This window comes from Vibrio sp. CB1-5, from assembly GCF_059412285.1.
Genome location: NZ_JBJHPB010000001.1, coordinates 198024 through 219412 on the forward strand (window position 1 = coordinate 198024; position 21389 = coordinate 219412).

At 45.8% G+C, this 21389-nt stretch carries 19 protein-coding genes; 11 read left to right on the plus strand and 8 right to left on the minus strand.

Translation table 11 applies throughout. The annotated features are described in order from the left end of the window. Nucleotides 1–201: 201 nt before the first annotated feature. The 3 genes from tnaC to ACJB0T_RS00875 form a co-directional block, all read right to left on the minus strand. Nucleotides 202–276 carry a tryptophanase leader peptide gene (gene tnaC / locus ACJB0T_RS00865; RefSeq protein WP_479292237.1) on the minus strand — a complete coding sequence of 25 codons (75 nt, stop codon included), beginning with the start codon at nucleotides 274–276 and terminating at the stop codon, nucleotides 202–204. A gap of 288 nt (nucleotides 277–564) precedes the next feature. Then, on the minus strand, nucleotides 565–1785 hold the full coding sequence (locus ACJB0T_RS00870) for an alpha/beta hydrolase (protein ID WP_479289917.1): 1221 nt from the start codon (nucleotides 1783–1785) through the stop codon (nucleotides 565–567). Next, nucleotides 1778–2143: a DUF333 domain-containing protein gene (locus ACJB0T_RS00875; protein ID WP_479289915.1), complete on the minus strand. Its 366-nt coding sequence runs from the start codon at nucleotides 2141–2143 to the stop codon at nucleotides 1778–1780. Before ACJB0T_RS00875 ends, ACJB0T_RS00870 begins: the two co-directional genes overlap by 8 nt. A gap of 278 nt (nucleotides 2144–2421) precedes the next feature. Here ACJB0T_RS00875 and ACJB0T_RS00880 point away from each other — a divergent pair, with 278 nt between their 5' ends. Further along, nucleotides 2422–3627 (plus strand): MFS transporter, encoded by a 1206-nt coding sequence (locus ACJB0T_RS00880; RefSeq protein WP_479289913.1) that lies wholly within the window; start codon nucleotides 2422–2424, stop codon nucleotides 3625–3627. Between the two features lie 197 nt (nucleotides 3628–3824). Further along, a complete protein-coding gene (locus ACJB0T_RS00885; RefSeq protein WP_479289911.1) occupies nucleotides 3825–4550 on the plus strand; it encodes a DUF3581 domain-containing protein in 726 nt (241 codons plus the stop codon). 63 nt (nucleotides 4551–4613) lie between these two features. On the opposite strand, the gene ACJB0T_RS00890 is transcribed toward ACJB0T_RS00885, so the two are convergent. Further along, complete coding sequence (locus tag ACJB0T_RS00890) at nucleotides 4614–5078, minus strand: methyltransferase family protein (protein WP_479289909.1); 465 nt, start codon at nucleotides 5076–5078, stop codon at nucleotides 4614–4616. 67 nt (nucleotides 5079–5145) lie between these two features. After that, nucleotides 5146–8184 (minus strand): D-2-hydroxyglutarate dehydrogenase YdiJ, encoded by a 3039-nt coding sequence (gene ydiJ, locus ACJB0T_RS00895; protein ID WP_479289907.1) that lies wholly within the window; start codon nucleotides 8182–8184, stop codon nucleotides 5146–5148. A gap of 271 nt (nucleotides 8185–8455) precedes the next feature. On the opposite strand from ydiJ, the gene ACJB0T_RS00900 reads away from it, so the two are divergent. The 6 genes from ACJB0T_RS00900 (at nucleotide 8456) to ACJB0T_RS00925 (ending at nucleotide 13673) form a co-directional block, all read left to right on the plus strand. Continuing rightward, entirely contained in the window at nucleotides 8456–9136 is a 681-nt protein-coding gene (locus tag ACJB0T_RS00900) for a DUF3334 family protein (protein WP_479289905.1), read from the plus strand. Between the two features lie 223 nt (nucleotides 9137–9359). Further along, a complete protein-coding gene (locus ACJB0T_RS00905; protein WP_338164238.1) occupies nucleotides 9360–10043 on the plus strand; it encodes a DUF2786 domain-containing protein in 684 nt (227 codons plus the stop codon). A 57-nt stretch (nucleotides 10044–10100) separates the two neighbouring features. Next, on the plus strand, nucleotides 10101–11126 hold the full coding sequence (locus tag ACJB0T_RS00910; protein WP_479289902.1) for a hypothetical protein: 1026 nt from the start codon (nucleotides 10101–10103) through the stop codon (nucleotides 11124–11126). Nucleotides 11127–11289: 163 nt separating this feature from the next. Beyond that, the gene (locus ACJB0T_RS00915) at nucleotides 11290–11478 is read left to right on the plus strand and encodes a hypothetical protein (RefSeq protein ID WP_042498447.1); all 189 of its coding nucleotides are present in this window, start codon (nucleotides 11290–11292) and stop codon (nucleotides 11476–11478) included. Nucleotides 11479–11818: 340 nt separating this feature from the next. Beyond that, nucleotides 11819–12220 carry a hypothetical protein gene (locus tag ACJB0T_RS00920; RefSeq protein ID WP_052413260.1) on the plus strand — a complete coding sequence of 134 codons (402 nt, stop codon included), beginning with the start codon at nucleotides 11819–11821 and terminating at the stop codon, nucleotides 12218–12220. 346 nt (nucleotides 12221–12566) lie between these two features. Beyond that, on the plus strand, nucleotides 12567–13673 hold the full coding sequence (locus ACJB0T_RS00925) for a phosphoribosylaminoimidazolesuccinocarboxamide synthase (RefSeq protein WP_479292235.1): 1107 nt from the start codon (nucleotides 12567–12569) through the stop codon (nucleotides 13671–13673). An 87-nt stretch (nucleotides 13674–13760) separates the two neighbouring features. On the opposite strand, the gene ACJB0T_RS00930 is transcribed toward ACJB0T_RS00925, so the two are convergent. Further along, complete coding sequence (locus tag ACJB0T_RS00930; protein ID WP_042498440.1) at nucleotides 13761–14147, minus strand: hypothetical protein; 387 nt, start codon at nucleotides 14145–14147, stop codon at nucleotides 13761–13763. 234 nt (nucleotides 14148–14381) lie between these two features. Beyond that, on the minus strand, nucleotides 14382–16757 hold the full coding sequence (locus tag ACJB0T_RS00935) for a helicase-related protein (RefSeq protein WP_479289900.1): 2376 nt from the start codon (nucleotides 16755–16757) through the stop codon (nucleotides 14382–14384). Between the two features lie 209 nt (nucleotides 16758–16966). Here ACJB0T_RS00935 and ACJB0T_RS00940 point away from each other — a divergent pair, with 209 nt between their 5' ends. From ACJB0T_RS00940 to ACJB0T_RS00950, 3 genes are all read left to right on the plus strand, one after another. Next, complete coding sequence (locus tag ACJB0T_RS00940; RefSeq protein WP_479289898.1) at nucleotides 16967–18655, plus strand: NAD-dependent malic enzyme; 1689 nt, start codon at nucleotides 16967–16969, stop codon at nucleotides 18653–18655. Nucleotides 18656–18744: 89 nt separating this feature from the next. Next, the gene (locus ACJB0T_RS00945; protein ID WP_112461664.1) at nucleotides 18745–19068 is read left to right on the plus strand and encodes a DUF3392 domain-containing protein; all 324 of its coding nucleotides are present in this window, start codon (nucleotides 18745–18747) and stop codon (nucleotides 19066–19068) included. 23 nt (nucleotides 19069–19091) lie between these two features. After that, on the plus strand, nucleotides 19092–19853 hold the full coding sequence (locus tag ACJB0T_RS00950; protein WP_479292233.1) for a SanA/YdcF family protein: 762 nt from the start codon (nucleotides 19092–19094) through the stop codon (nucleotides 19851–19853). 36 nt (nucleotides 19854–19889) lie between these two features. On the opposite strand, the gene ACJB0T_RS00955 is transcribed toward ACJB0T_RS00950, so the two are convergent. Further along, nucleotides 19890–21182, minus strand: coding sequence for a GGDEF domain-containing protein (locus ACJB0T_RS00955; RefSeq protein WP_479289896.1), 1293 nt, complete (start codon nucleotides 21180–21182; stop codon nucleotides 19890–19892). Nucleotides 21183–21389 lie beyond the last annotated feature (207 nt).

A 21389-nucleotide genomic window follows, 5' to 3' on the forward strand; every position in this document is an offset into this window, starting at 1 on the left:
GATAAATTTTAATTATAGATAACCCTATCTAGTAATATATCCAGATACGATTGAGTTTGATTGTTTTTTATGATGCTGCTAGCACAGGCTACGATGATCAACACGGGTAAACAGTGGTTTGATTACACATTGGTGTAAGTATACCTAGTGTTGCAGTCAGCATGTTGCTATCAGGCAGACGCACTGGACAGTGCCGGCGAGTTATCTCGAAGGGAAGAAGAAAGCGATTTTGTAGTCTAGCGTGAACCAGCTACTAATTGTGATTAACTTATTCATCTGTTATTTACCTACTTACAATATTCGACTATTAAAGTCTCACTTTTTCAAACAAGACATTATCGAATCAACTAAGTGTATTATCTATAAGTTACCGTACAAGTCATTACTATAGGATATAATTTGAGAACCTGCTAACAAAAAAGATGGATGTTCTGATATTAAACCTCGTTTGCTAATAATTATTTTGAAGCAGATCAATACAGCGTACTAGTTAATAAATGCGCCAGTATATCTCTTTATAAAATAATCAACGATTTATGGAAAGCTGTCTTCTAGAAGCTAAAATTAGTTGGCCTTAGCCATAAACTTAATGACTCTTTCCATCATAGCATCGAAGTAAGGGTTCCAACTAAGACGTGCACTGACGCGATCTTCTGTTAACAATCCCCAAGCGGTATAGGTAAGCGTTGGCATACCAACACAATCAACTGTATACACCTCCCCCTCCTGTGCACCCCCACACTGGCGCATGAGTCCCCTTTCTCCATATAGAGGGTTGTCGGCACGATAAAGGACTGAGATGTGAGAACCACTTTCGATATTCTGTTCAGAAAGATCCATGGTTCTTTTGATGACCCGCGCGTCTGGATAAGAGTTTTCGCCATACCACACCAAGCGACTATTAGGATCTACGAACTCGGTTCTAAAAAGTGAGTACACTGCTTCGGTATCGATCAATTCATCATTTTCAGTCACCATGAGTAATGCCGGAACGGTCAATTGATGTTGATTCAAATCTTGCTTTACCTGCGTCGTGGTCTGGTAATACAGGGCTGCACCATGCATGGCAAGGGAGTCATAGCGCGTATAGTTTTGCTCTTTGGCAATATTGACCCAATCAACGAATACACTTGCTACTCCAGCAAACCGCACGACAAGATCATCGGGGCTAAACGCTGGTGAGAATAGGACCAGTCCCTTAACTTCATCCGGATGATGAGCAGCATAGGACGTCACTAAATTTGTGCCGGTTGAAAACCCCGCCAACCAGACTTCTTCAACCTCGCGCTTTAATAACGCGACTTGATTGTCGACTGCATTGGTCCAATCGTTGACATCCGGCAGCATTAAATCCGCCGGTCGAGACCCATGTCCCGGCAGGAGCATCACGTGCACTAAATAGCCTTGTTCAGCTAGGACAGGAGCAATATCAACAAACGAGTAAGGAGAATCTCCTAACCCATGCACCAGCAACACCCCTCGCCCATTAGGCTGACTTGGTATTAATCGATAAGGACTGACGGCTTTCATCTCGGCATCATACCCTGCGCCATGAAATACACGTGTCTCATCAAGCCACTGAGTCGTTTGCTCTACATATTGGGCGAAATTAGATTGAGAATATGGTGCCAAAGAACCAGAGGTGGAGTACATCTCTGGCTCTTGCTCAATGATGGGGTTGGTACAGCCTGTCACAGCGAAGGTAAATAGAAAACAGGCAAGCCACAACAAGGGTTGGCTTACGCTGCCAAAAACAGACTGTGTTCTACTGCTGATTTTAACCACCTGCACCTGTCATTTGATGGTCACGAAAATACTCTTCAGCATCCATCACATTTCCATCTGGCAAGGCACATTGCTTCTTGTCCTCTATATATCCACCACCCATCGCCTCACAAAAACGCGCGGCGCTGTCTGGACCTTGCTGATGATGACTACGGAAATACTCCCAAGCATCAACCTTTTCACCAGAAGATAATGTACACATACCCGTTTCTAGATCATAACTGCCCTTTTTCTCACAATAGACCGCAGCGGGGTTTGCCATGCCTACAGGTTCTGGCTCCGACTTAGCACACCCAAAAAGCGCTGCTGGTACGACAGCGGCCAACGCAAAATATCGGACTAGATTTCCAACGTTCATAAGAGCTCTCCTTAACTCACCTTCTCTTACTCTGGTTTTCTCTAGTGGAGGAAGTGGTTCATGTGTGTCTAATAAAGTTAGATGAAGCTATAAAATATGCAACAGATCATATGGTTATTATGGCCTAGTTTCTGTCAACAGCTGCTCTAGTTCGAATTTTTAATCCTTCAAGGTAACACCTCTTCAAATGTGAGAGGGTAACCTAGAGTATGTTACTTGTATCTTCGGACGGATACTTGCAAATTCATGAGTAAACTATTAGTAGAAGGTCACAACTTATGAAGGGTGTTCGATTATGGCATTTTGCCCAAGCTTCACTTGGCATTGTCCAATGGGTAGGCATCGCAATTTTGCTCAATCCTATCATCATTGAAAGAACCGCTAGCGGCGCTTTGCTTGGTCAGGTCATGGCCTTGATTGGTGGTGCTGGATTATTAGCACCATTGATTGGTGGGTTGGCCGACAAATACTCATGCCATAGAATCTTACAACGCCTTGCTTTAGTGACCCATTTTATGGCGTTGTTAACTCTCTACTTTGCCCAAACCTCAATCATGGTGTATTGGTTCGTTGGTGCACTCATTGGGGTAGGCAGTGTCGCACTGTTGGTGCTTAATCCTACCTTCGTCATTGCTTCTAGCAGGAATCAAAAAGAGGAAGGACGCGGATTGGCGAGCCTCTATCAATGTCAGTTTTTCGGCATCGTGGTGACCGGACTCCTTGTCGCGCTCGCTGACTGGATGTCCATTAACAGCACCAACCAATTACTTATTTTGATGGGTCTTGTGTTCGTTGTTCTCGTTATGGTGTTCATTGCTCCACCACCTCCAGTTGAAGCTAATCTACAAGAAGCAGTGTCGAATGAGTTGGAAGAGCACAGACAAACGAAGACCAAAAAAGCCTTACCTTGGCTTCTATTTTTGCTCGCTGTGTTTTTCTCTATGTTTCTCTCTTCTAACCTCATGGAACTGGGGCCTCTGCTTATCAAAGAGGTGTACCACGTAGAGATTGGTAACTCAGCCCTTGGAATGGCCGTGTCTGCTGTCATTAGTATTTTCATGCTTGAATCTGCTGGCCGTTGGATGCAAAAAAGTGGACCGTTTATGGTTTGGTATGCTGCTCAAGCGGTGTACTTAGTCGTCGGTTCATTGTTCTGGTTAACTGCAGGTCATGATGTGAACGCTATACTACCCATCGCGTTACTCGTTGTATTAATGCAAGCCATGTCTTGGAATGACATGATCATTCCGGCCATTGCAGGAAGACTCAGTCCTAATTCACCAGCGCTTACTCAAGGTCTACTTATGCTGTGTATGGCTGGCGGTTTTGGTGTAGGTGCGATGCTGGCAGGTCTATCTATCGACAAGTTTGGTTACGCATCTGTATTTACACTTTCACTAGGTGGCATCATCGTCGCTCTGGCATGCGTAGCTGCGCTCGTTATGGTTACCAAACCAAACATGTCTAAAGCGGCCTCTGCCTAACGCCATATTAGATGACAACAAGGGAGGCGTACTCGTCGCCTCCCCAGCTTTTGCGTCAATCATCACTCAAATTGAGTTCTAGCCCTCAAAGTACTCATCCCTGACTGACATTTCTAAGTAAAATCTATACTGGATGAACCAGTTAAACGATTTCTTAATATATAATCGCCATCAATTGAGTTAATCCTAAGAGAATTATGTTTCTAACACCTTACGTATCAACAAGCGAAAACCAATTTGAATTCACCCGTCAGCAAGCAAGCCACTTTGCTAAAAAGGTCGCAGGCGATTTCAATCCAATTCATGACGAAGACAACAAGCGCTTTTGTGTGCCGGGCGATCTGCTATTCGCTGTCCTGCTTCAAAAAGAAGGCATTAGCCAAAAGATGCGCTTTAATTTCTCCGGCATGGTAGGAGACGGTGTTGCTCTGAGCGTCGTCGAAAAAGGCGAGCACGAGAGTGCTGTTGTTGATACGGCGGGCAAAGAATACTTGCAAATGACTCACCAAGGTGAGGTTAGCCATGACCAAGCGTTCATCGAACATGTCGTGACCAACTATGTTCAATTCTCTGGCATGAACTTCCCTCACATCATGGTTCCATTAATGGAACAAGAGCAAATGATGATCAACTGCCAGCGTCCTCTGGTGATTTACGAGAGTATGGAAGTCGAGTTTGACCGCCTAGATCTTCAGCACCCAGAAGTTGAATTCACTGGAGCGACATTTGATGTTGAAGGCAAACGTGGTGTGGTCACACTTAACTTTGCATTTAAAGAAGACGGTGATGTCGTTGGTAAAGGCGTTAAACGTATGGTTGCAAGTGGTCTTAAGCCCTACGATACCAATGCGGTCGACGATCTTGTAGCTCGCTTCCATGAACGTAAGGATCTGTTTCTTGAGACGCTAAGCCAAAACGCTTAACGAGTATCAAAAAAGCCGTGTCACATTAATATGACACGGCTTTTTGCTTTCTATCAGGTGGCATCAAACCCAGCGCCTAACCTTGTCTTTATATTGCCTGTAAGGCTCACCAAACATAGATTCGAGCACTCGCTCCTCAGGTTTAATTTGGAATCGATTCATATAAGGAATAAACAGCCAACATAAGGTGAGCGCTAAGCCGTCTTCAAGCCAGAACCCCCAGCTGAGCAGCAGAACAAACAGTGCGAGATACATCGGATTTCGGGTTTTTGAAAAGATACCACTATCTACCACACAACTGGCTTTATCAGGTTTGGTCGGGTCGACCGTCGTCTTTGCCCTTCTAAACTCCAACACACCGGACACACCAATAAATCCACTTAAGATAAACAGCCCCGCTGCCCAAACACTTTTCAGCGGGATATAGGTATACAACCAACCATTGTCGTATCTAGCCACAAAGTACATCAAAGCGGCAATAATCAAAAAAACCAAAACCGGCGGTATCTTCAGCTCTAGTGTTTTCACTATCGACTCCTTGATATTTCTTCAATACACATAAAAAAGCGCACGACTAGGACGCTCTATAAGATGGTTAACTCATCAACTGCAGCACAGCTTGCAATGGATGTTTGGTTGCCGCTTGTTCAAAACGCTTCACCTGGCTTCGACAAGAGTATCCAGTTACCAAGCAGCGCTCTGTCGGAAGCTTGTCCAAATTAGGCGCCCAGCTAAGTCCATAAATATCTTTCGACATTTGCAACTTATCTGACTCATGACCAAACGTGCCGGCCATACCACAGCAACCAACTGGAACCGTCGTGAGGCGTCCGCCAAAGTGCTGGAAGATGGTGCCCCACTCTTTTTCAGCATTTGGCATTTTGGTTTTTTCAGTACAGTGAGCAAACAGATACCAGTCCGCCTCATCTACTGTGTTGCTTGGTTCAATATCCTTGAGCATTGGCGTTAACCACTCATGCACTGTGAGGACATCAAAATCACCACGCGACTGCGCAAGTATCTCGGTATATTCATCGCGGTAACAAAGCACCAATGCAGGGTCAACACCGACCAACGGTATATCGAGTGCCGCGACCTCCGCAAGAAAGTCCGCTGTATTTTGAGCAGACTTCGCAAATTGAGCCAAGAAACCCTTAATGTGGGTTGCTTTACCATTGGGTTTAAACGGCAACATCACTGGCTTCTTACCTAGTTTTAGGATGAGCTTGGCGAAGTCTTCCACCACTTGCGCATCATAAAAACTAGTAAACGGGTCTTGAACAATACACACGTAATCTTGACGCTGCGCAGCTGGAATCGCCTGAAGCTGTTCTAAATTAAACTCTGAAACAGGCTGGTGCTTAATTCGCGATTTCAGGGTTGGCACCGACAGCAGTGGTGCATCAATATAGCCCACCGACTTTTCCGTTAGCTTCTGCACTAGAGGCTGCTTAAGCGCAAAGTTCACTACTTTTGGCAGTTTCGCCATATAAGGCAGCATGGTCTCGATGTTCGCCACTAAGTAGTCTTTCGCCGGGCGCTGATAGCGAGTGTAATACAGATTGAGGAACCGAGCTCTAAAACTTGGTACATCAACTTTGATTGGACATTGACTCGCACATGCTTTACAAGCCAAGCAGCCATTCATCGCCTCATACACTTCGTGAGAGAAATCGTACTCGTGGCGCTTGTTGAAGGTATTGCGCCATTTTTCGATCAGCCCTTTAGCACTTGGTGATTGCTTAGTCGCATTTTCAAGCTCTATGACATCAAAGCCCTGTTCCGACAGCTGTCTTAGCCATTCGCGAACCAAACCTGCACGGCCTTTTGGAGAATGACGACGATCCGCCGTCACCTTCATCGACGGACACATTGGCGACGCCGTATCGTAGTTAAAACACAAGCCATTCCCGTTACATTCCATCGCTTGAGAAAAGCTATCTCTTACTTCAATTGGAATTTGACGATCGTAAGTGCCACGCTTGACGTCAGACACTTTCACCAACTCGTCGTCGCTCTCTAACGGCGTACAAATCTTACCAGGGTTCATTTTATTGAGAGGATCGCACGCAGACTTAATTCGGCGCAGCTCGTTAAACAGCTCATCACCAAAAAACTCAGGTCCGTACTCGGAGCGGAAGCCCTTACCGTGTTCACCCCACATCAAACCACCGTATTTCGCCACCAAAGCGACCACTTCATCAGAAACCTGGTGCATGAGCGCTTCTTGATTCGGGTCGCACATGTCTAGCGCGGGTCTTACATGGAGTACACCGGCATCGACGTGACCAAACATACCGTAGTTTAGATTGTGACCATCCAGCAAGACTCGAAACTCTGCGATAAAGTCCGCTAAATTCTCTGGCGGCACACAAGTATCTTCAGCAAAAGCTATCGGTTTAGCGCTGCCTTTCACTGCGCCAAGTAAACCAACGGCTTTCTTACGCATGTTATAGATGCGCCCGATGCTCGCCACATCATTGGTAGTTTGGTAACCAATTATGCCGTCTTGTTCGGTTTTTAATTTCTCATCTAAGCTATCGGTAAGTGCTTTGACTGCACGAGCGACTTCCTTCTCATCTTGCCCTGCATACTCGACCATGTTTAGGCCTTGCATCTCTTTGCCCGGCACGTCACTGATCAAATCACTGACGGTATGCCAAACAATATCTTGCTTAGCGAGATTGAGTACCCTTGAGTCCACGGTTTCAACGGACAATGCGTTAGCTTCTACCATAAACGGCGCGTTACGCAGCGCTGAATCAAAGCTATTGTATTTTACATTGATTAGGGTTCGCGCCTTAGGAATTGGTGTTAAGTTCAGCTTCGCTTCAGTAATGAAAGCCAGTGAACCTTCAGCGCCGCAAAGAATACGCGTGAAGTCAAAGTCATCGCTATCTGGCTGATAAGCATTTTTCAGGTCATAGCCTGTTAGAAAACGGTTTAGCGGAGGAAACTTTTCATCGATTAAGGTTCGCTGTGACTGACATACGTTCTTGGATACCGCGAGAGCTTGCTCGGCAAAACTACCCGATGGAACTGCAGCACCCGAGCCATCACTTTCCAAAAGAGAGCCATCAGCAAACACTGCTTGTAAAGAAAGCACGTGATCAGAGGTCTTGCCGTATTTCAAAGAGCCCTGTCCCGATGCATCGGTGTTAACCATGCCACCCAGAGTAGCGCGATTACTCGTCGAAAGATCCGGTGAAAAGAAATACCCATGCGGACGAACTGCGTCATTCAAGGCATCTTTAACAATACCAGTTTGTACTCGAACCCAACCTTCATCTTCATTAATTTCCAGCACCTTATTCATATGGCGAGATAAATCCACCACCACGCCTGACGTTAAAGATTGACCGTTGGTACCAGTACCGCCACCACGCGGAGAAAACGTCACAGAGCTGAATTTATCTTGGTTCGCAAGCTCACCAATCAACTGAACATCTTGGGTTGTTCTTGGGTGCACAACGGCTTGCGGCAGTTTCTGATAAACACTGTTGTCGGTCGCAACCGCCAAACGGCTAGAGTACTGAGTTTCAATATCGCCGCTAAAGCCATTCGCTTCTAGCTGTTGAAGAAACACCTGCACAGTGGGATGAATATCGGTTTGAGTATGTAATCTTGGTAACATTTAGCTTCCTGCCCCTTAAGTCTGCTGATCCACTCAGCAAAGGAGTAAATTGTATGAATGCTCTTACGCGTACATAGAGACGTCACGGCTAACGTTATATACGTCGCTGAAAGCACATCGATTTTACTTATCCCGCCACTTTACAACAATTAAAAATGTGATCAAATCGGAAACTCGCGGATAACACCTCTGTTTTATGCCTTTTCAACGAGTAAGCTTCGTGACACACTCCTAAACCTATGGAAGACATCATTAGATCAAGCGGTTCGCAATGAAAAAAACAAAAGTAATCACTACAGAAGATATTCTGCTTAAACTCTGTCAGTCGGTCTCTACCGTCCTTACCTCTGCGACACAATCAAGTGTCACCTATTCAGCGATGGTACAGAAGATAACAAAAACCACATTAAAGCCTGACTACGGCTGCTTTGTTTTATTCGATGGCGGATTTTCTGGACTGGTGGTGATTAACTTTACCTCTAAAGCAGCACTTGAGCTTTATACCAACTACATGCGAAACATGGGCATGCCTGAAGAAGAGCTAGCGATTCACCACAACTCAGACGAAGTGGGCGACGTACTGGGCGAGCTGATGAACCAACTCGTCGGTGACTTCACCAACAAAGTACGTAAAGAGCTACAAACCAACATTACCCAAAACCAACCGAAAATGTTGTCTATCAACAAGCAGGTCGTTTTGTCGGTCGACACCAACCTAGAGCGCCCTCAAGCGCGCCGCGTGACCTTTTCCACTGAAAACAACAACATTTTCTATCTTGAGTTTGCGATGGATAAAACCGAATTCATCCAAATGGAAGAGTTTGAAGTCCAGCCAGACGAATGCCCAGATGTAATAATTGAACAAGCGCGCTCCAAACAAGCAGAGAAAGACGCGTCAAAATCTGAAGCTGTCGACAACAGCCAAGATTTGCTCGACGAGCTCGGTATTTAATCCGCCTACTTCCTCTATTGCATACCCAAGTAACTCTTAGTTACTCAGACAACATCGTTACTAAGACAACATAGTTACTTGGGCTATTCGCTCCAGACAAATTTCCATCTCTCCTTATTTCATCAACATACAGTCTAGTTGTGACACTCTTCCCCTTTCGCACAAAAATCGCTAAAATAAGTGCCCCTTTTTTCTTCCGCGGTATAGAGACTTCAGATTGTCGATGGATAAACAGAAAGCCCTTAAAAAGATTGCTAAATGCCTAGAGCTTGGTAACTCTGCAAACGTCAATGAAGCAGCAAACGCCATCAAAATGGCGCATAGACTGATGCTTAAGTATGGCCTCGATAAAGATGATATCGAGTTCATTAAAATGGGCAAGACACAATCGACACACCTACTGCCAACCACCATCAGTTCTACTCTACTCCGCGTCATTCGCGGTATTAATACTAAGTTTGGTGTAGAAGCGGTATTACTGAACCACAAAGGTCTTAAGCGTGTCGAGTTTATTGGTGAGGCGGATCGCGCCATTTTCGCTGCATTCGCGTTTGATATCATCTACCGTGAAATGAATGAACATACAGGTCAATTCCGTAATAGCTTTGCTGGCTCCGGTACCGCGAATACCGAAGTGACGCGACGCGTGAACTCATTTGTTTCTGGCTGGATTGAAGGCGCGCTTGAAAAGCTTCCTGTTATCGCCCCAGATGATGAGTCTACGAATAAGATCAATAACTACATCGATAAAGAATTCAAAAATATCGATCGCGAAACCTTCAAACAACAGCTCAAAGAAGCGATGAAGAACATCACCGCGGACTACGAAGTGGGCTTGAAAAAAGGTCGCAAGATCTCAGTAAACCGCCCTATTGATGGTGCCCAAGCACCAAAACTGCTTAAATAAGCCTCTCAGTTCACCAGCGCGACCATCACGGTTGCGCCCATCCGGAGTGTATCTTTGATGCCAAGACGCTTACTTAAAGTTGTATGTTACCTGCTGCTTTGCTGTGCTTGGTTTTCCGCTCCGGCGTGGTCTTCGCTTTCTCATCTTGAACAACAGGCCAATCTCAACAACGCCGATGCTCAATACCAGTTGGGACTTGCCTATGAAACAGGTGAAGGGGTCAAACGTGACCTTAATAAAGCGACTTACTGGTATCAGCAAGCCAGCGAGAACAATCACATTGCCGCGACCTTCAATTACGCGCAAGCATTAGAGTTTGGTCGTGGCGTACAAGCCAATCCCGCGAAAGCGTTACTGCTTTATACTAAGCTGGCGGTAAACGGTGATGTTACCGCATTAGGGAAAGTCGCTAAACTCTATCAGCAAGGTTCACCTGAAATAGCAGATGAAGACCAAGCCGTGCTTTGGTATTCACTCGCTAAAGATGCTTCCGATAGCTACCAAGATGCCTATGAAGAGGCTTTGCAAGCACAATACAATGCACAGCAATTGCGACAAATCGAAGCCCTAAAGCAGCAAGAGCAAGCAAACCAGAAAAATACGGACTCTACTCATACCACAACATCGCTAGAAGGCGGTTCCGGATTTAGCGGCTGGCTGCATCTGGTTTATCTATGTGTCATCGCAGCATTGGCAGCCCTACTATTCTATCGACACCGCCAAACTCAGGCGCTTGAACAAAAGCAAACGCACAGCACCAATCATCAGAACCATACAGACCAGTTGCAGAGCCAACTCACCAAACAGCAGCTTTATATTCAGCAGCTACAGCGTCAACTCAAACTTGCCAACGATCAACTACGCACCGCTTCGCCTGCTGCACAACCTGTATCCCCTCTTAGAGACGCCTATCTGCGCTTTGGACTTGAGCCCAACCAGGCTTTGAACGCTAAACAGCTAAAGAGTCGCTACAAACAACTGAGCCGCATCTACCATCCAGATGCTCAGGGCAGTGAAGAGGAAATGAAGCAGCTTAACCTCGCTTTGAATACACTGACAGCCAACCTTCAGCCGAAGCACTAAAGCTATTAAAAACGTCTATAATATAACCAAAACTGTCTAAGCACTCTTTTTTGAAACATTAATTTAACAAAAGCCTTGTTTTTGTGTCATAATAAGCCCCGAAAATAACATCCGTACCGAGTACAACTCCGTACTAACGTACATATAAGGGTGGGGAGTAATCATGTATACATTCACCAAACAAGATATCTGCGATTGGTGCCATGCACCTAGCTTTGTCACCAAACACGAGTACATCGATGGCAAACACCATCATTCATGTGAAAAGTGTTTGAGTTTCGCCATTATGGACGTCAGACAGTTCAATCAAGCAGAAATCGAATTTAGAAATCGAGCAAACGCTCAGCAATAACCGCAATGCGCCTCTGCCCTCAGAGGCGTTTTAGTTTCCGCCTCCCAAATACTGCGCGCTCAAAGGCTCTCGCCACCTTCTTTTCCTAGTTTCGATTTTCTTGATCTTGCCTCTAGTCACATGAACCGTGTTTTTGTACAGATCGTCTATACAGTAGTTTTTTATAGTTAGTACTGTATAGCGGGAAACCATTACCAAACATGCCATTCTGTTAAAAAATAAACACTAATAAAAACATAACCTTAAATTATCTTGAAGAATTAATGCTCAAAAAGTGCTTGATCTTTCCCCTGCAAAAAAATACTGTATATCCATACAACATGTATAAAGGAACAGGGTTATGTTAATCAACAATTCAATGCAGTCTAGATACAATGTTTCACGCTCATACACTTCATTTGACAGTGCGGCTGCACAACGTGGGATCCAGGATGAGATCCTTGAAAAGCTGTCGCAATTAACATCTAGACCTCAATGGATTTTGTTAACAGCAGAATGCCCTCGCCCTTCCACAGGCCAAGTTCTACATTTCCATAAGCTTGGCAATCACATGGTACAAATGAAGCCATCGGTAAGTCTTACTCAATATCAAGTGGTCGAAAAAGCTATTCGTTCTGGCAATGCCTGCGCCATCATCGCCAACGGCTCATTCACTACTCAACAGCAAGCGACTTTGAATGCATTGGCACTAGGCCATCAATGTGAAGTGATTTTCCTCTCTGGTGAGCACTACCTGCACTAATTCTTAGATTCATCGTCCTGCAGCTAAGAATTCACTGCTACTTAGTTGCCGGACGATGGGCTATCGCTCATCGTTGTTGTTTATCTTGTTCTTCCTGTAGTTGGCTCTATTATGCTTAGTTCTATAGTAAGTCACTTATTACCACTCTGTTACGTAAAGTCTTTTCCTTATCAAAGCGTACTTTTTCATCGATCAACGTTAGTTTGATAACTAATTGCGCAAACGTTTGCTTTTTCTCTGGCAGGATCAAACAGTTCTGGTATGATGCGTGGCAATTATGAGTGATTCCACTCTTCCACTTGTTGTCGCCCAGTATCGCGACTGTAAACCAGATAGGAATGTCTCCATGAGTCTTGCTGATCAAGTTCTAGCCGTAAACGACGATCTCCCAATCCGCACCGATAAGCCTGTTCACAGTGGCAAAGTGCGTTCTGTCTATTGGTTGACTGAAGAAGATAGCCGCCGCCTAATCAAACAAAAAGGCTACGATGTAGCAGAAGATGCACCACTAGCCATTATGGTTATCAGTGACCGTATTTCTGCGTTTGATTGTATTTGGCACGGTGAAGGCGATCTTCGTGGGGTTCCTGGTAAAGGCGCTGCCCTTAACGCGATCTCTAACCACTGGTTCCAACTGTTCAAAGACAACGGCCTCGCTGACAGCCATATTCTTGATATCCCTCACCCATTCGTGTGGATCGTTCAAAAAGCCAAACCAGTAATGATTGAAGCTATCTGCCGTCAATACATTACAGGCTCAATGTGGCGTGCGTATGAAAAGGGTGAGCGCGAGTTTTGCGGCATTACCTTGCCAGAAGGGTTAGAAAAAGACTCTAAACTGGAAGACATTCTCATCACACCATCTACAAAAGGCATTTTGCGCGGCATTCCAGACGTACCAGAAGCGGATGATGTGAACATCACACGTCAAAACATCAGCGACAACTTCGAAGCGTTTAATTTCTCAAACGCCAAGGACATCGACGGCTATGAGAAATTGCTTAAAGATGGCTTTGGCGTTATCAGTCAAGCTCTTGAAGCGATTGACCAAACGTTTGTAGACACTAAGTTTGAGTTTGGCTATGTGACTGACTCTAAAGGCCAAGAAAAGCTGATCTATATGGATGAAGTCGGCACACCAGATTCATCGCGTATTTGGGATACCCAAGCTTACCAACAAGGTAAGATAGTAGAAAACTCAAAAGAAGGTTTCCGTCAGTTCCTACTTAACCACTTCCCTGATCCAGATATTCTGCTCAACAAAGAGCGCATGCCAGAGCGTGAAGCATTGGCAAAAGACAACGCGCTGCCACTAGAGGCACTGATGGATGTTTCTCGTACATACACGGGCATCGCGGAGAAAATTACTGGACGCCCAATCACATTGAGCGAGAATCCAAAGCAGGAAATCATTGACATTCTGCGCGCTGAATACGACTTAATCGCCGATTAAGTACCGGCAGAGTTAAAGAAACAAAGAGGGGAGCCAATGGCTCCCCTCTTCTGATATGCACCCAGCGAATTACTAGAGCTTAACTAACTAAGCCTGAATCTCCGCAATTAACACATCGTCATCTGGCAATGTGGTGATCACAGCATTTGCCTTGCTTTGTATCTTGTTGATTTGCTCTGGCTCAAGCGAGTACGGCATGATCACTTGTAAACGCTCGATATGCTCATCCCTTGCGATACGAATCAACGACACCAGATTCGATTCATCGCTACGACGGCTAGAAAGCGACTGCAACGCTATTTGCCATAAACGACTGTCTGGATCGCTGTCTTGTTTGGTTGTCTCCTTCCAAGCTTCACCAAACACAGGAGCCACCGAAGCAATAGCTTCGAGGAAAGTCCATTTTTTACTGCACGATTCGCCGAGAAAACTGGTGTAATCAAACTCCACTGGCGATTTTTTATCATCACACATCTTCACTCCCGATTGCAGAATGCTACCTACCTAATCACTATCATTCATACTCGCTTATATAGCAATAGGATATATAAAAATGGTCTTTTATAGCCTTTCAATGCCCACAAAAGTGATATAAAAACCTATCTCGCAACATCTCTTGAACATACACTCATCAAACAGAACTCTGTTGTGTAACTTGTTGTGTACTCTACCGATGCGTAGGCTGTTTTATTTCGAAGCGCGAAGCATTTAGCGCAAATCCAGTACTCTGCTCGCCTTACGATATTTCACTCGCCAACCCGACCATGCTGGCAGTTCTTTACGTTTAGGATCTTCTTTTCGAGAGCCCGATGAATAGCTGACTTCGACCAGCTTGCCTTTACCAAAATACTGCACGGTAAGTGTTAAGCCACTTAGCTGAACCTCTAGTGGATACTTATCAGCAAAATCTTGGTATTCCCACTCAGGGATGCCGTTAAACACAAAATCGGAGGCATCGATTAACTCAAGATCGTCTTGGCTTTCAACGCCCAGCTCAACAAGCTGATGATAAAACCAATGAGTTAAATCATTTGCTGAGTTGTGTTCAGGGTTTTGAACGGATTTCTCACTCGTGCTGTCAGCAAGCCCCAAATCACAATAGAGCTGAAAGTGCTGCATCTGCTTACCGATATTTTCGGCCAGACCAGAATATAACTTTCCTTCCACTATGGCTTTACTGATAACTTCCAGCGCTGCCTCACCTTGCGGCTGACCAGTACGATGACCAATTTTACGCCCAGCGTACACAAGGTGTTGGTGACTCACCAATCCTTGCTCCGTGTGCTCTGTCTCACCATTCACCCATACACCGACGCCCTGCTCACGCAGTAAGTTTAGCTCCACCGGTATCATCAAGGTTCCTAAGGTCATCGTTTGCTTTACCCCTCGCCCTGGCAAGGAGTGGGTAGAAAGCACAAGCGCTGCCTCAGATTGGTCTTTTAACCGGCTCGCTCGTCCTAGCAATACTTCTATGTAGCCATTGCCAAACGCATCTCGCCTGCGTTCACGGCGTACAAACACTAAGTTTGCGTTGGCTTTTATTATCTGAGCTAACCACTGATTTCTGTCGTAGCGAGAAGCAACTTCCAGTGCTGGAAGTTCGAACGCAGCGCGCATTTGCTCTGCAAGCCCTTGTGCTTCTCGAAGCGCATCTGGCTCCGCCGTTACCCCAGAATATTGATGTCCACGAACCAGGCCAACCATCAGCTCGGCATCACAGCCATATTTCTCTTCTTGGTCTAATCGCTCCAACGCTTCTTCATTACAGGTAAGTTGATATAACCTCCCAGTGGTACAAATCGCCGCTGTCAGGTCTATCATCACCTCTTTCAATGCCCTTGTCGGCATCTTAGTCACCAAATCAGCATAGATAGCATCAATAGGCAAAGGGGCGAGATTTAAACCATGCTCGGTAATACCCTGCTGGTCGATAGCCCCAAGTTCGAAAAGCTGCGCTTTGGCACTGGCTAAAGATTTCTCCGGAATAATGTCAATGAAAGATAAACTGTCGAGATCATGACCACATACTGCGGCAGCAAGCATGGGCTCAACGATAGACTCGCGCTGTAACTCGGGTGGTGTCACCGCTTCAAGAGCCGCATGTTCACCATAAAGACGAACACAAACGCCATTCATCACACGCCCAGCACGACCTGAGCGCTGCGCCGCACTGGCTTTAGATATGTGCGTAAGCATAAGCGTCGTTTGACCATTGCGCTGAACGTTGCGACGCTCTAGCCCTGAATCAATGACTAATGAAATGTTGGGGATAGTAAGCGATGTTTCAGCCACATTGGTCGCGAGCACCACTTTTTGTTTAGGCTGCACAGTCATGGCTCGCACTCTTTGATCATCGCTCACAGAAGCATGAAGCGGAGTCACTATCAAATCACGGTTTTCTGCTAATGAAGTCAGTGCACTTTGTACTTGTTGGATCTCTTTTCTGCCAGGGAGAAATACCAACACATCACCCTCGGTTTCATCCAGTCGCAACTCAAGTTCTTGTTTGATTCGACTATCAAGGTGACGACTGTCTGGAAGTTGGCGACTGTCCTCTCGGCGATGCACTACTTCGACATTGTAGACACGTCCGCTCGCAACCAGTCTTGTAGCATCGAAATAGCTCGCCAGTTTTTCACCTTCAATGGTTGCTGAGGTAATAATGGTGCGATGGCTTTGCTTTTGTTTGAGCAAAGCAACCAACAGATCGGTATCCCAGCGGCGTTCATGAAACTCATCCACCACGACCACGGAAAAATCCGCTAACTGATTGTCGGCATACCAACGTAGCGCCACACCAGGGGTAACAAAGACGATATCTGACTCATCACAATATTGATTTTCCAACTTGATGGCATACCCTACCTTTTTTCCGACGCGGTCATCCAAAGACTCGGCGACAAACTCTGCCAACGAGGTACAAGCAATACGCCTGGGTTCAACCACCAGCACTCTGCCCTGCTCCATCGCCCAAATGGGCAGTCTTGTTGACTTGCCGGAGCCTGTCTCTGCTTCAACAATTAGGTGCGAATGAGTGAGTGTGTGTTTAACGTCGTGTTCAATGGCGTCGATAGGTAAGATCATGGATATGTCAGTGGTTTCTCATGGTTACGCCGAGTATACCCTGAACCAAGCTACAGTTGCAGTGACAGTCGCACCGAGCAACCGATTTTCCCTTGATAAATTCTACAATTAGTTAACATTTGGACTTCGCTAACGCATCCTAAATGTGTTAAATTAGCGGCCTTATTGTTCCGACTTCCCGAATGACTGTTCCCATATCAGGTAACCTAATGAACAACAACAAACGACCACTCTATATCCCTTACGCAGGCCCTGCGCTTCTTAGTACGCCATTGCTCAACAAAGGCAGTGCTTTCACTTCAGAAGAAAGAATGTCCTTCAACCTAGAAGGTCTACTTCCAGAAACCACTGAAACCATTCAAGAGCAAGTGGATCGCGCTTACAAGCAGTACACCAGCTTTGATAATGACATGGATAAGCACATTTACCTGCGTAACATCCAAGACACGAACGAAACCCTTTTCTATCGTTTAGTTCAAAACCACATCACAGAGATGATGCCTATCATCTATACACCAACCGTTGGTGCAGCGTGTGAGAACTTCTCTAACATTTATCGTCGTGGTCGTGGTCTGTTCATCTCCTATCCAAACCGTGATCGCATTGACGATCTGCTAAACAACGCCCGTAACCACAACGTAAAAGTTATCGTTGTGACGGATGGTGAGCGTATTCTTGGTCTAGGTGACCAAGGTATCGGTGGTATGGGTATTCCTATCGGTAAACTGGCACTCTATACCGCTTGTGGTGGTATTAGCCCGGCTTACACGCTGCCTATCGTTCTTGATGTGGGCACCAACAATCCGCAGCGCCTTGCTGACCCAATGTATATGGGCTGGCGTCACCCACGAATTACGGGTGATGAATACCGCGCGTTTGTTGAAGACTTTATCCAAGCCGTTCAGCGTCGCTGGCCTGATGCTCTCGTTCAGTTTGAAGACTTTGCACAGAAGAATGCGATGCCGCTTCTTGAGCGTTACAAAGATCGTATTTGCTGCTTCAACGATGATATTCAAGGAACAGCGGCTGTAACGGTCGGCTCACTGCTTGCCGCATGTAAGGCGGCAGGAAGCAAACTCTCTGAGCAGCGCGTTACCTTCCTAGGTGCAGGTTCTGCTGGCTGTGGCATTGCAGAAGCTATCGTCGCGCAAATGGTATCTGAAGGTATTAGCGATGAGCAGGCTCGCTCACAAGTGTTCATGGTTGACCGTTGGGGCCTGCTGCAAGAAGGCATGCCAAACCTACTCGACTTCCAGCAGCGTTTAGTGCAAAAGCACAGCCACACGCAAAACTGGGAATCAGATAATACCGGTTTCTCTCTGCACGATGTTATTAAGAACGCGAAGCCAACCGTTCTTATCGGCGTTTCTGGCGCACCGGGTCTGTTTAGCAAAGAGATCATCCAAGAGATGCACCAACACTGCGAACGTCCTATCGTGTTCCCACTATCGAACCCGACGAGCCGTGTTGAAGCGACGCCAAACGACATTCTTCGTTGGACTCAAGGCCAAGCGTTGGTTGCCACGGGCAGCCCGTTTGATCCAGTTGTGGTCGAGGGTAAAACCTACCCAATCGCGCAGTGTAACAACAGCTACATTTTCCCAGGCATCGGTCTTGGCGTATTGGCGGCGCAAGCATCTCGCGTTACTGATGAGATGTTGATGGAATCAAGCCGTGCGCTTGCCGAATGCTCGCCACTTGCTCAAAAAGGCTCTGGTCAACTATTACCACCTCTAGAAGAGATCCACTTGGTATCAAAACGTATTGCTTACGCGGTTGCTAAGAAGGCGATTGAGCAAGGTGTCGCGAAAGAATGCACTGACGAGACACTACTGAAAGCCATTGAAGAGAACTTCTGGCAGCCAGTGTATCGCAAATATAAGCGTTCGGCGTTCTAACCGGAATCAATGTCACACAAAGGCTCTTGTTATCAAGAGCCTTTTTTTTGTCTAATTAAGCGCTCAGAACTCGAAAAGGAACCCTAGCTATGTTTGATGTCTTTGCGCCCGGCGGACAGTTTATTTCACCCTATCTTCTGGAAATCGCTACCGCTTTAGTCGCTTGCACGCTCGTCGTGCTCGGCGCCGACATTAATCGTTTGATGCGTAACGCATTACGTGATACTAATTTCGTAATTCGAACAGGCTGTTTTATACTTCTTAACGCATTTGGTTATGGATTGATCATCATTAAAGCCACACCAGTGTTAAAGAATGCACTCAGCAACATCGAACCAGGTTTGATGTTTTCCATTGTGGTTTTAAGCTTTATAGGTATCGGCATTTGGGCTCAAAGGAATCGACAGATTTAGTGACCTTTAAACTTGATAAGGACATGTGGCAACGTGGTGCGCTATTTTCATTATTGAAACGTAGCGTGCGCCTACTCGTTGTCGCTTTGCTTACCGTTGTTGTGGTTGTGGTCGCTATTGACCGCTGGATCAGTTGGCGTGCCCAAGACCAACTGTTTACCTCTATTTCTGAGATAGACAATGTTCAAGTAGCAGTCGTGCTCGGTACTAGCAAATATTTAGGCCGTACACTTAATGAGTACTATGCGCATCGCATTAATGCCGCCATCGAACTTTACGACGAAGGCAAGGTTTCCCACTTCCTGCTCAGCGGCGACAACGCCCACCGCTCCTACAATGAACCATGGACAATGAAGCGGGATCTACTCAGAGCAAATGTACCTGAGCCTGCGATTCACCTCGACTATGCAGGGTTTCGCACTCTAGATTCCATCGTTCGCGCCAAAGAAATCTTCGATACTGATAACTTTTTGATCATCACGCAAAAATTCCATTGTGAACGCGCTCTGTTTATTGCTCAGTATTATGACATTAACGCACAATGCCTTGCGGTCGCAGGCCCCGTGTCCAAGTCAGGATATTCAGTAAGACTACGAGAAGTGTTTGCAAGGACCAAAGCACTGCTCGACTTGTATGTCATGCATACTCAACCGCGCTTCCTTGGTCCTAAAGAGCCGATAGTTACAAACTCAAATATTGACTCGGAAGTACCCGAAGCTTTGCAACGTGAAAGCGCTCCAATACAACAAAGGAATGAACAGCTCGAACAAGGCATAGAACCATAACCCTTCATTCAGCTAACCTTGATTCGATCAAGCCGATCAGCCGCTGTTCTCTATCGCTCTAACACAATTTCGTCCCTGCTGTTTCGCCTCATAAAGCATATCGTCGGCCAAATTGATGGTCTCATAAACCTGATGGTTTTGACCCAGCGCCACTCCAATGCTGCAACTCATCTCGTCACCATGCACCCATAAATGTGCATGGACGTAATGACGTATCTGCTCAGCCATCTTCACCAGTTCGCTATTTGATTTTTGCTGGCAAAACACCACAAACTCTTCGCCGCCCCAACGCACAACTTTGTCATTGCTGCCTACGAGTTCAGAAAGCACCATGGCAAACTCACGCAGCACATCATCACCTACACCATGACCGTAAGTGTCATTAATACGCTTAAAATGGTCGATATCGATAAACAGCACACCTATCGAAGATGCCTCAATTTGCAGCTGCTGCCTTTCCAGCCATGCACGTACTGCATGACGATTACGAATCCCCGTTAACTCGTCTTTATGTGCCAACTCCGAAAACTTAATGTTCTCACTCTCTAGACGCTGATTAACTTGAGACAAATAACTGGCTCTACGTTTCTCACGCTCCATCCCCAGCTGATAGTTACGTAGCTCCCACAATAGCGCTATTGTCGCGACTACAATCCACACGCCCAACATAAACAAAAACAGCGTCTCTCCGGCAATATAGCGACCAACCAGAGTAATACTATGGATTTTAATCGAGTGTTCACCCAAAGCAGAATTTGAGCCCGTCGCGAGCTCAAACTTATTGATATTGGTAAATTCTGGCGCTGCGTGCGCGATAGGAATTTTGTTGTCTACCACCCACCAAGTCATGACTTGGAAATTACGCAATGGAATGATCATTTTCCCTGCATCAGCCTGCAGCGTGACGCCGTTATATTTGTGGGTGTACTCATCTTCTGTATTAGAGTAGATAGGATTGTAATTGCGAAAATAGACTCGAAGAGAACGGTCGTCATTAGGAGGAATATCGTAATCGATATCAAGTTCAAGTGTATGATAATCAGAAAGATCTAACCCAAGCTGTGGGTCTGAGTTAAAGTGCACAGAGACGCCACAATAAGGCCATGCGTAATCGCTTTTCTTTAATGTGCAATCGAGCTGAGCGCCTTGTTCCAACTGACTTAGCGAAGAGAGACTCGCGCCACCTTGGAATTGATCATTAGTCGCGAAGAAGCCAAATTTGTCACTCGATAACACAAGCCGTTTTTGATCGCCCCAAAGTCGATAGCTGCTGATCACTACCAAAGTCACGAGGATAAGTGACAACAATAACTTTACCGAAAACTTCATAAAAACGACTCAACAACACCACAAGCCTTTGACAATACCATCAACAAAACTAGCTTGGTGCTCGAACATTAGCAATAGGTAAATTTGGATTGTATGACATCCCTCGCTCGCTGAGGTTGGGAGGATTGACTTTTGTTACCGTTCTATAAAAGCCGAAGGATATTTGACGATATATTTGATAGCATAGTTCCACAATCACAAGTAATG

What these genes read in the sequence shown, in the direction of transcription:
- ACJB0T_RS00925 (WP_479292235.1), top strand. Translation starts at nt 12,567, where the DNA reads ATGAGTCTTGCTGATCAAGTTCTAGCCGTAAACGACGATCTCCCAATC.
- ydiJ (WP_479289907.1), bottom strand. Translation starts at nt 8,184, where the DNA reads ATGTTACCAAGATTACATACTCAAACCGATATTCATCCCACTGTGCAG.
- ACJB0T_RS00900 (WP_479289905.1), top strand. Translation starts at nt 8,456, where the DNA reads ATGAAAAAAACAAAAGTAATCACTACAGAAGATATTCTGCTTAAACTC.
- ACJB0T_RS00875 (WP_479289915.1), bottom strand. Translation starts at nt 2,143, where the DNA reads ATGAACGTTGGAAATCTAGTCCGATATTTTGCGTTGGCCGCTGTCGTA.
- ACJB0T_RS00905 (WP_338164238.1), top strand. Translation starts at nt 9,360, where the DNA reads ATGGATAAACAGAAAGCCCTTAAAAAGATTGCTAAATGCCTAGAGCTT.
- ACJB0T_RS00940 (WP_479289898.1), top strand. Translation starts at nt 16,967, where the DNA reads ATGAACAACAACAAACGACCACTCTATATCCCTTACGCAGGCCCTGCG.
- ACJB0T_RS00880 (WP_479289913.1), top strand. Translation starts at nt 2,422, where the DNA reads ATGAAGGGTGTTCGATTATGGCATTTTGCCCAAGCTTCACTTGGCATT.
- ACJB0T_RS00920 (WP_052413260.1), top strand. Translation starts at nt 11,819, where the DNA reads ATGTTAATCAACAATTCAATGCAGTCTAGATACAATGTTTCACGCTCA.
- ACJB0T_RS00930 (WP_042498440.1), bottom strand. Translation starts at nt 14,147, where the DNA reads ATGTGTGATGATAAAAAATCGCCAGTGGAGTTTGATTACACCAGTTTT.
- ACJB0T_RS00885 (WP_479289911.1), top strand. Translation starts at nt 3,825, where the DNA reads ATGTTTCTAACACCTTACGTATCAACAAGCGAAAACCAATTTGAATTC.
- ACJB0T_RS00915 (WP_042498447.1), top strand. Translation starts at nt 11,290, where the DNA reads ATGTATACATTCACCAAACAAGATATCTGCGATTGGTGCCATGCACCT.
- ACJB0T_RS00950 (WP_479292233.1), top strand. Translation starts at nt 19,092, where the DNA reads ATGTGGCAACGTGGTGCGCTATTTTCATTATTGAAACGTAGCGTGCGC.
- ACJB0T_RS00910 (WP_479289902.1), top strand. Translation starts at nt 10,101, where the DNA reads ATGCCAAGACGCTTACTTAAAGTTGTATGTTACCTGCTGCTTTGCTGT.
- ACJB0T_RS00955 (WP_479289896.1), bottom strand. Translation starts at nt 21,182, where the DNA reads ATGAAGTTTTCGGTAAAGTTATTGTTGTCACTTATCCTCGTGACTTTG.
- ACJB0T_RS00935 (WP_479289900.1), bottom strand. Translation starts at nt 16,757, where the DNA reads ATGATCTTACCTATCGACGCCATTGAACACGACGTTAAACACACACTC.
- ACJB0T_RS00945 (WP_112461664.1), top strand. Translation starts at nt 18,745, where the DNA reads ATGTTTGATGTCTTTGCGCCCGGCGGACAGTTTATTTCACCCTATCTT.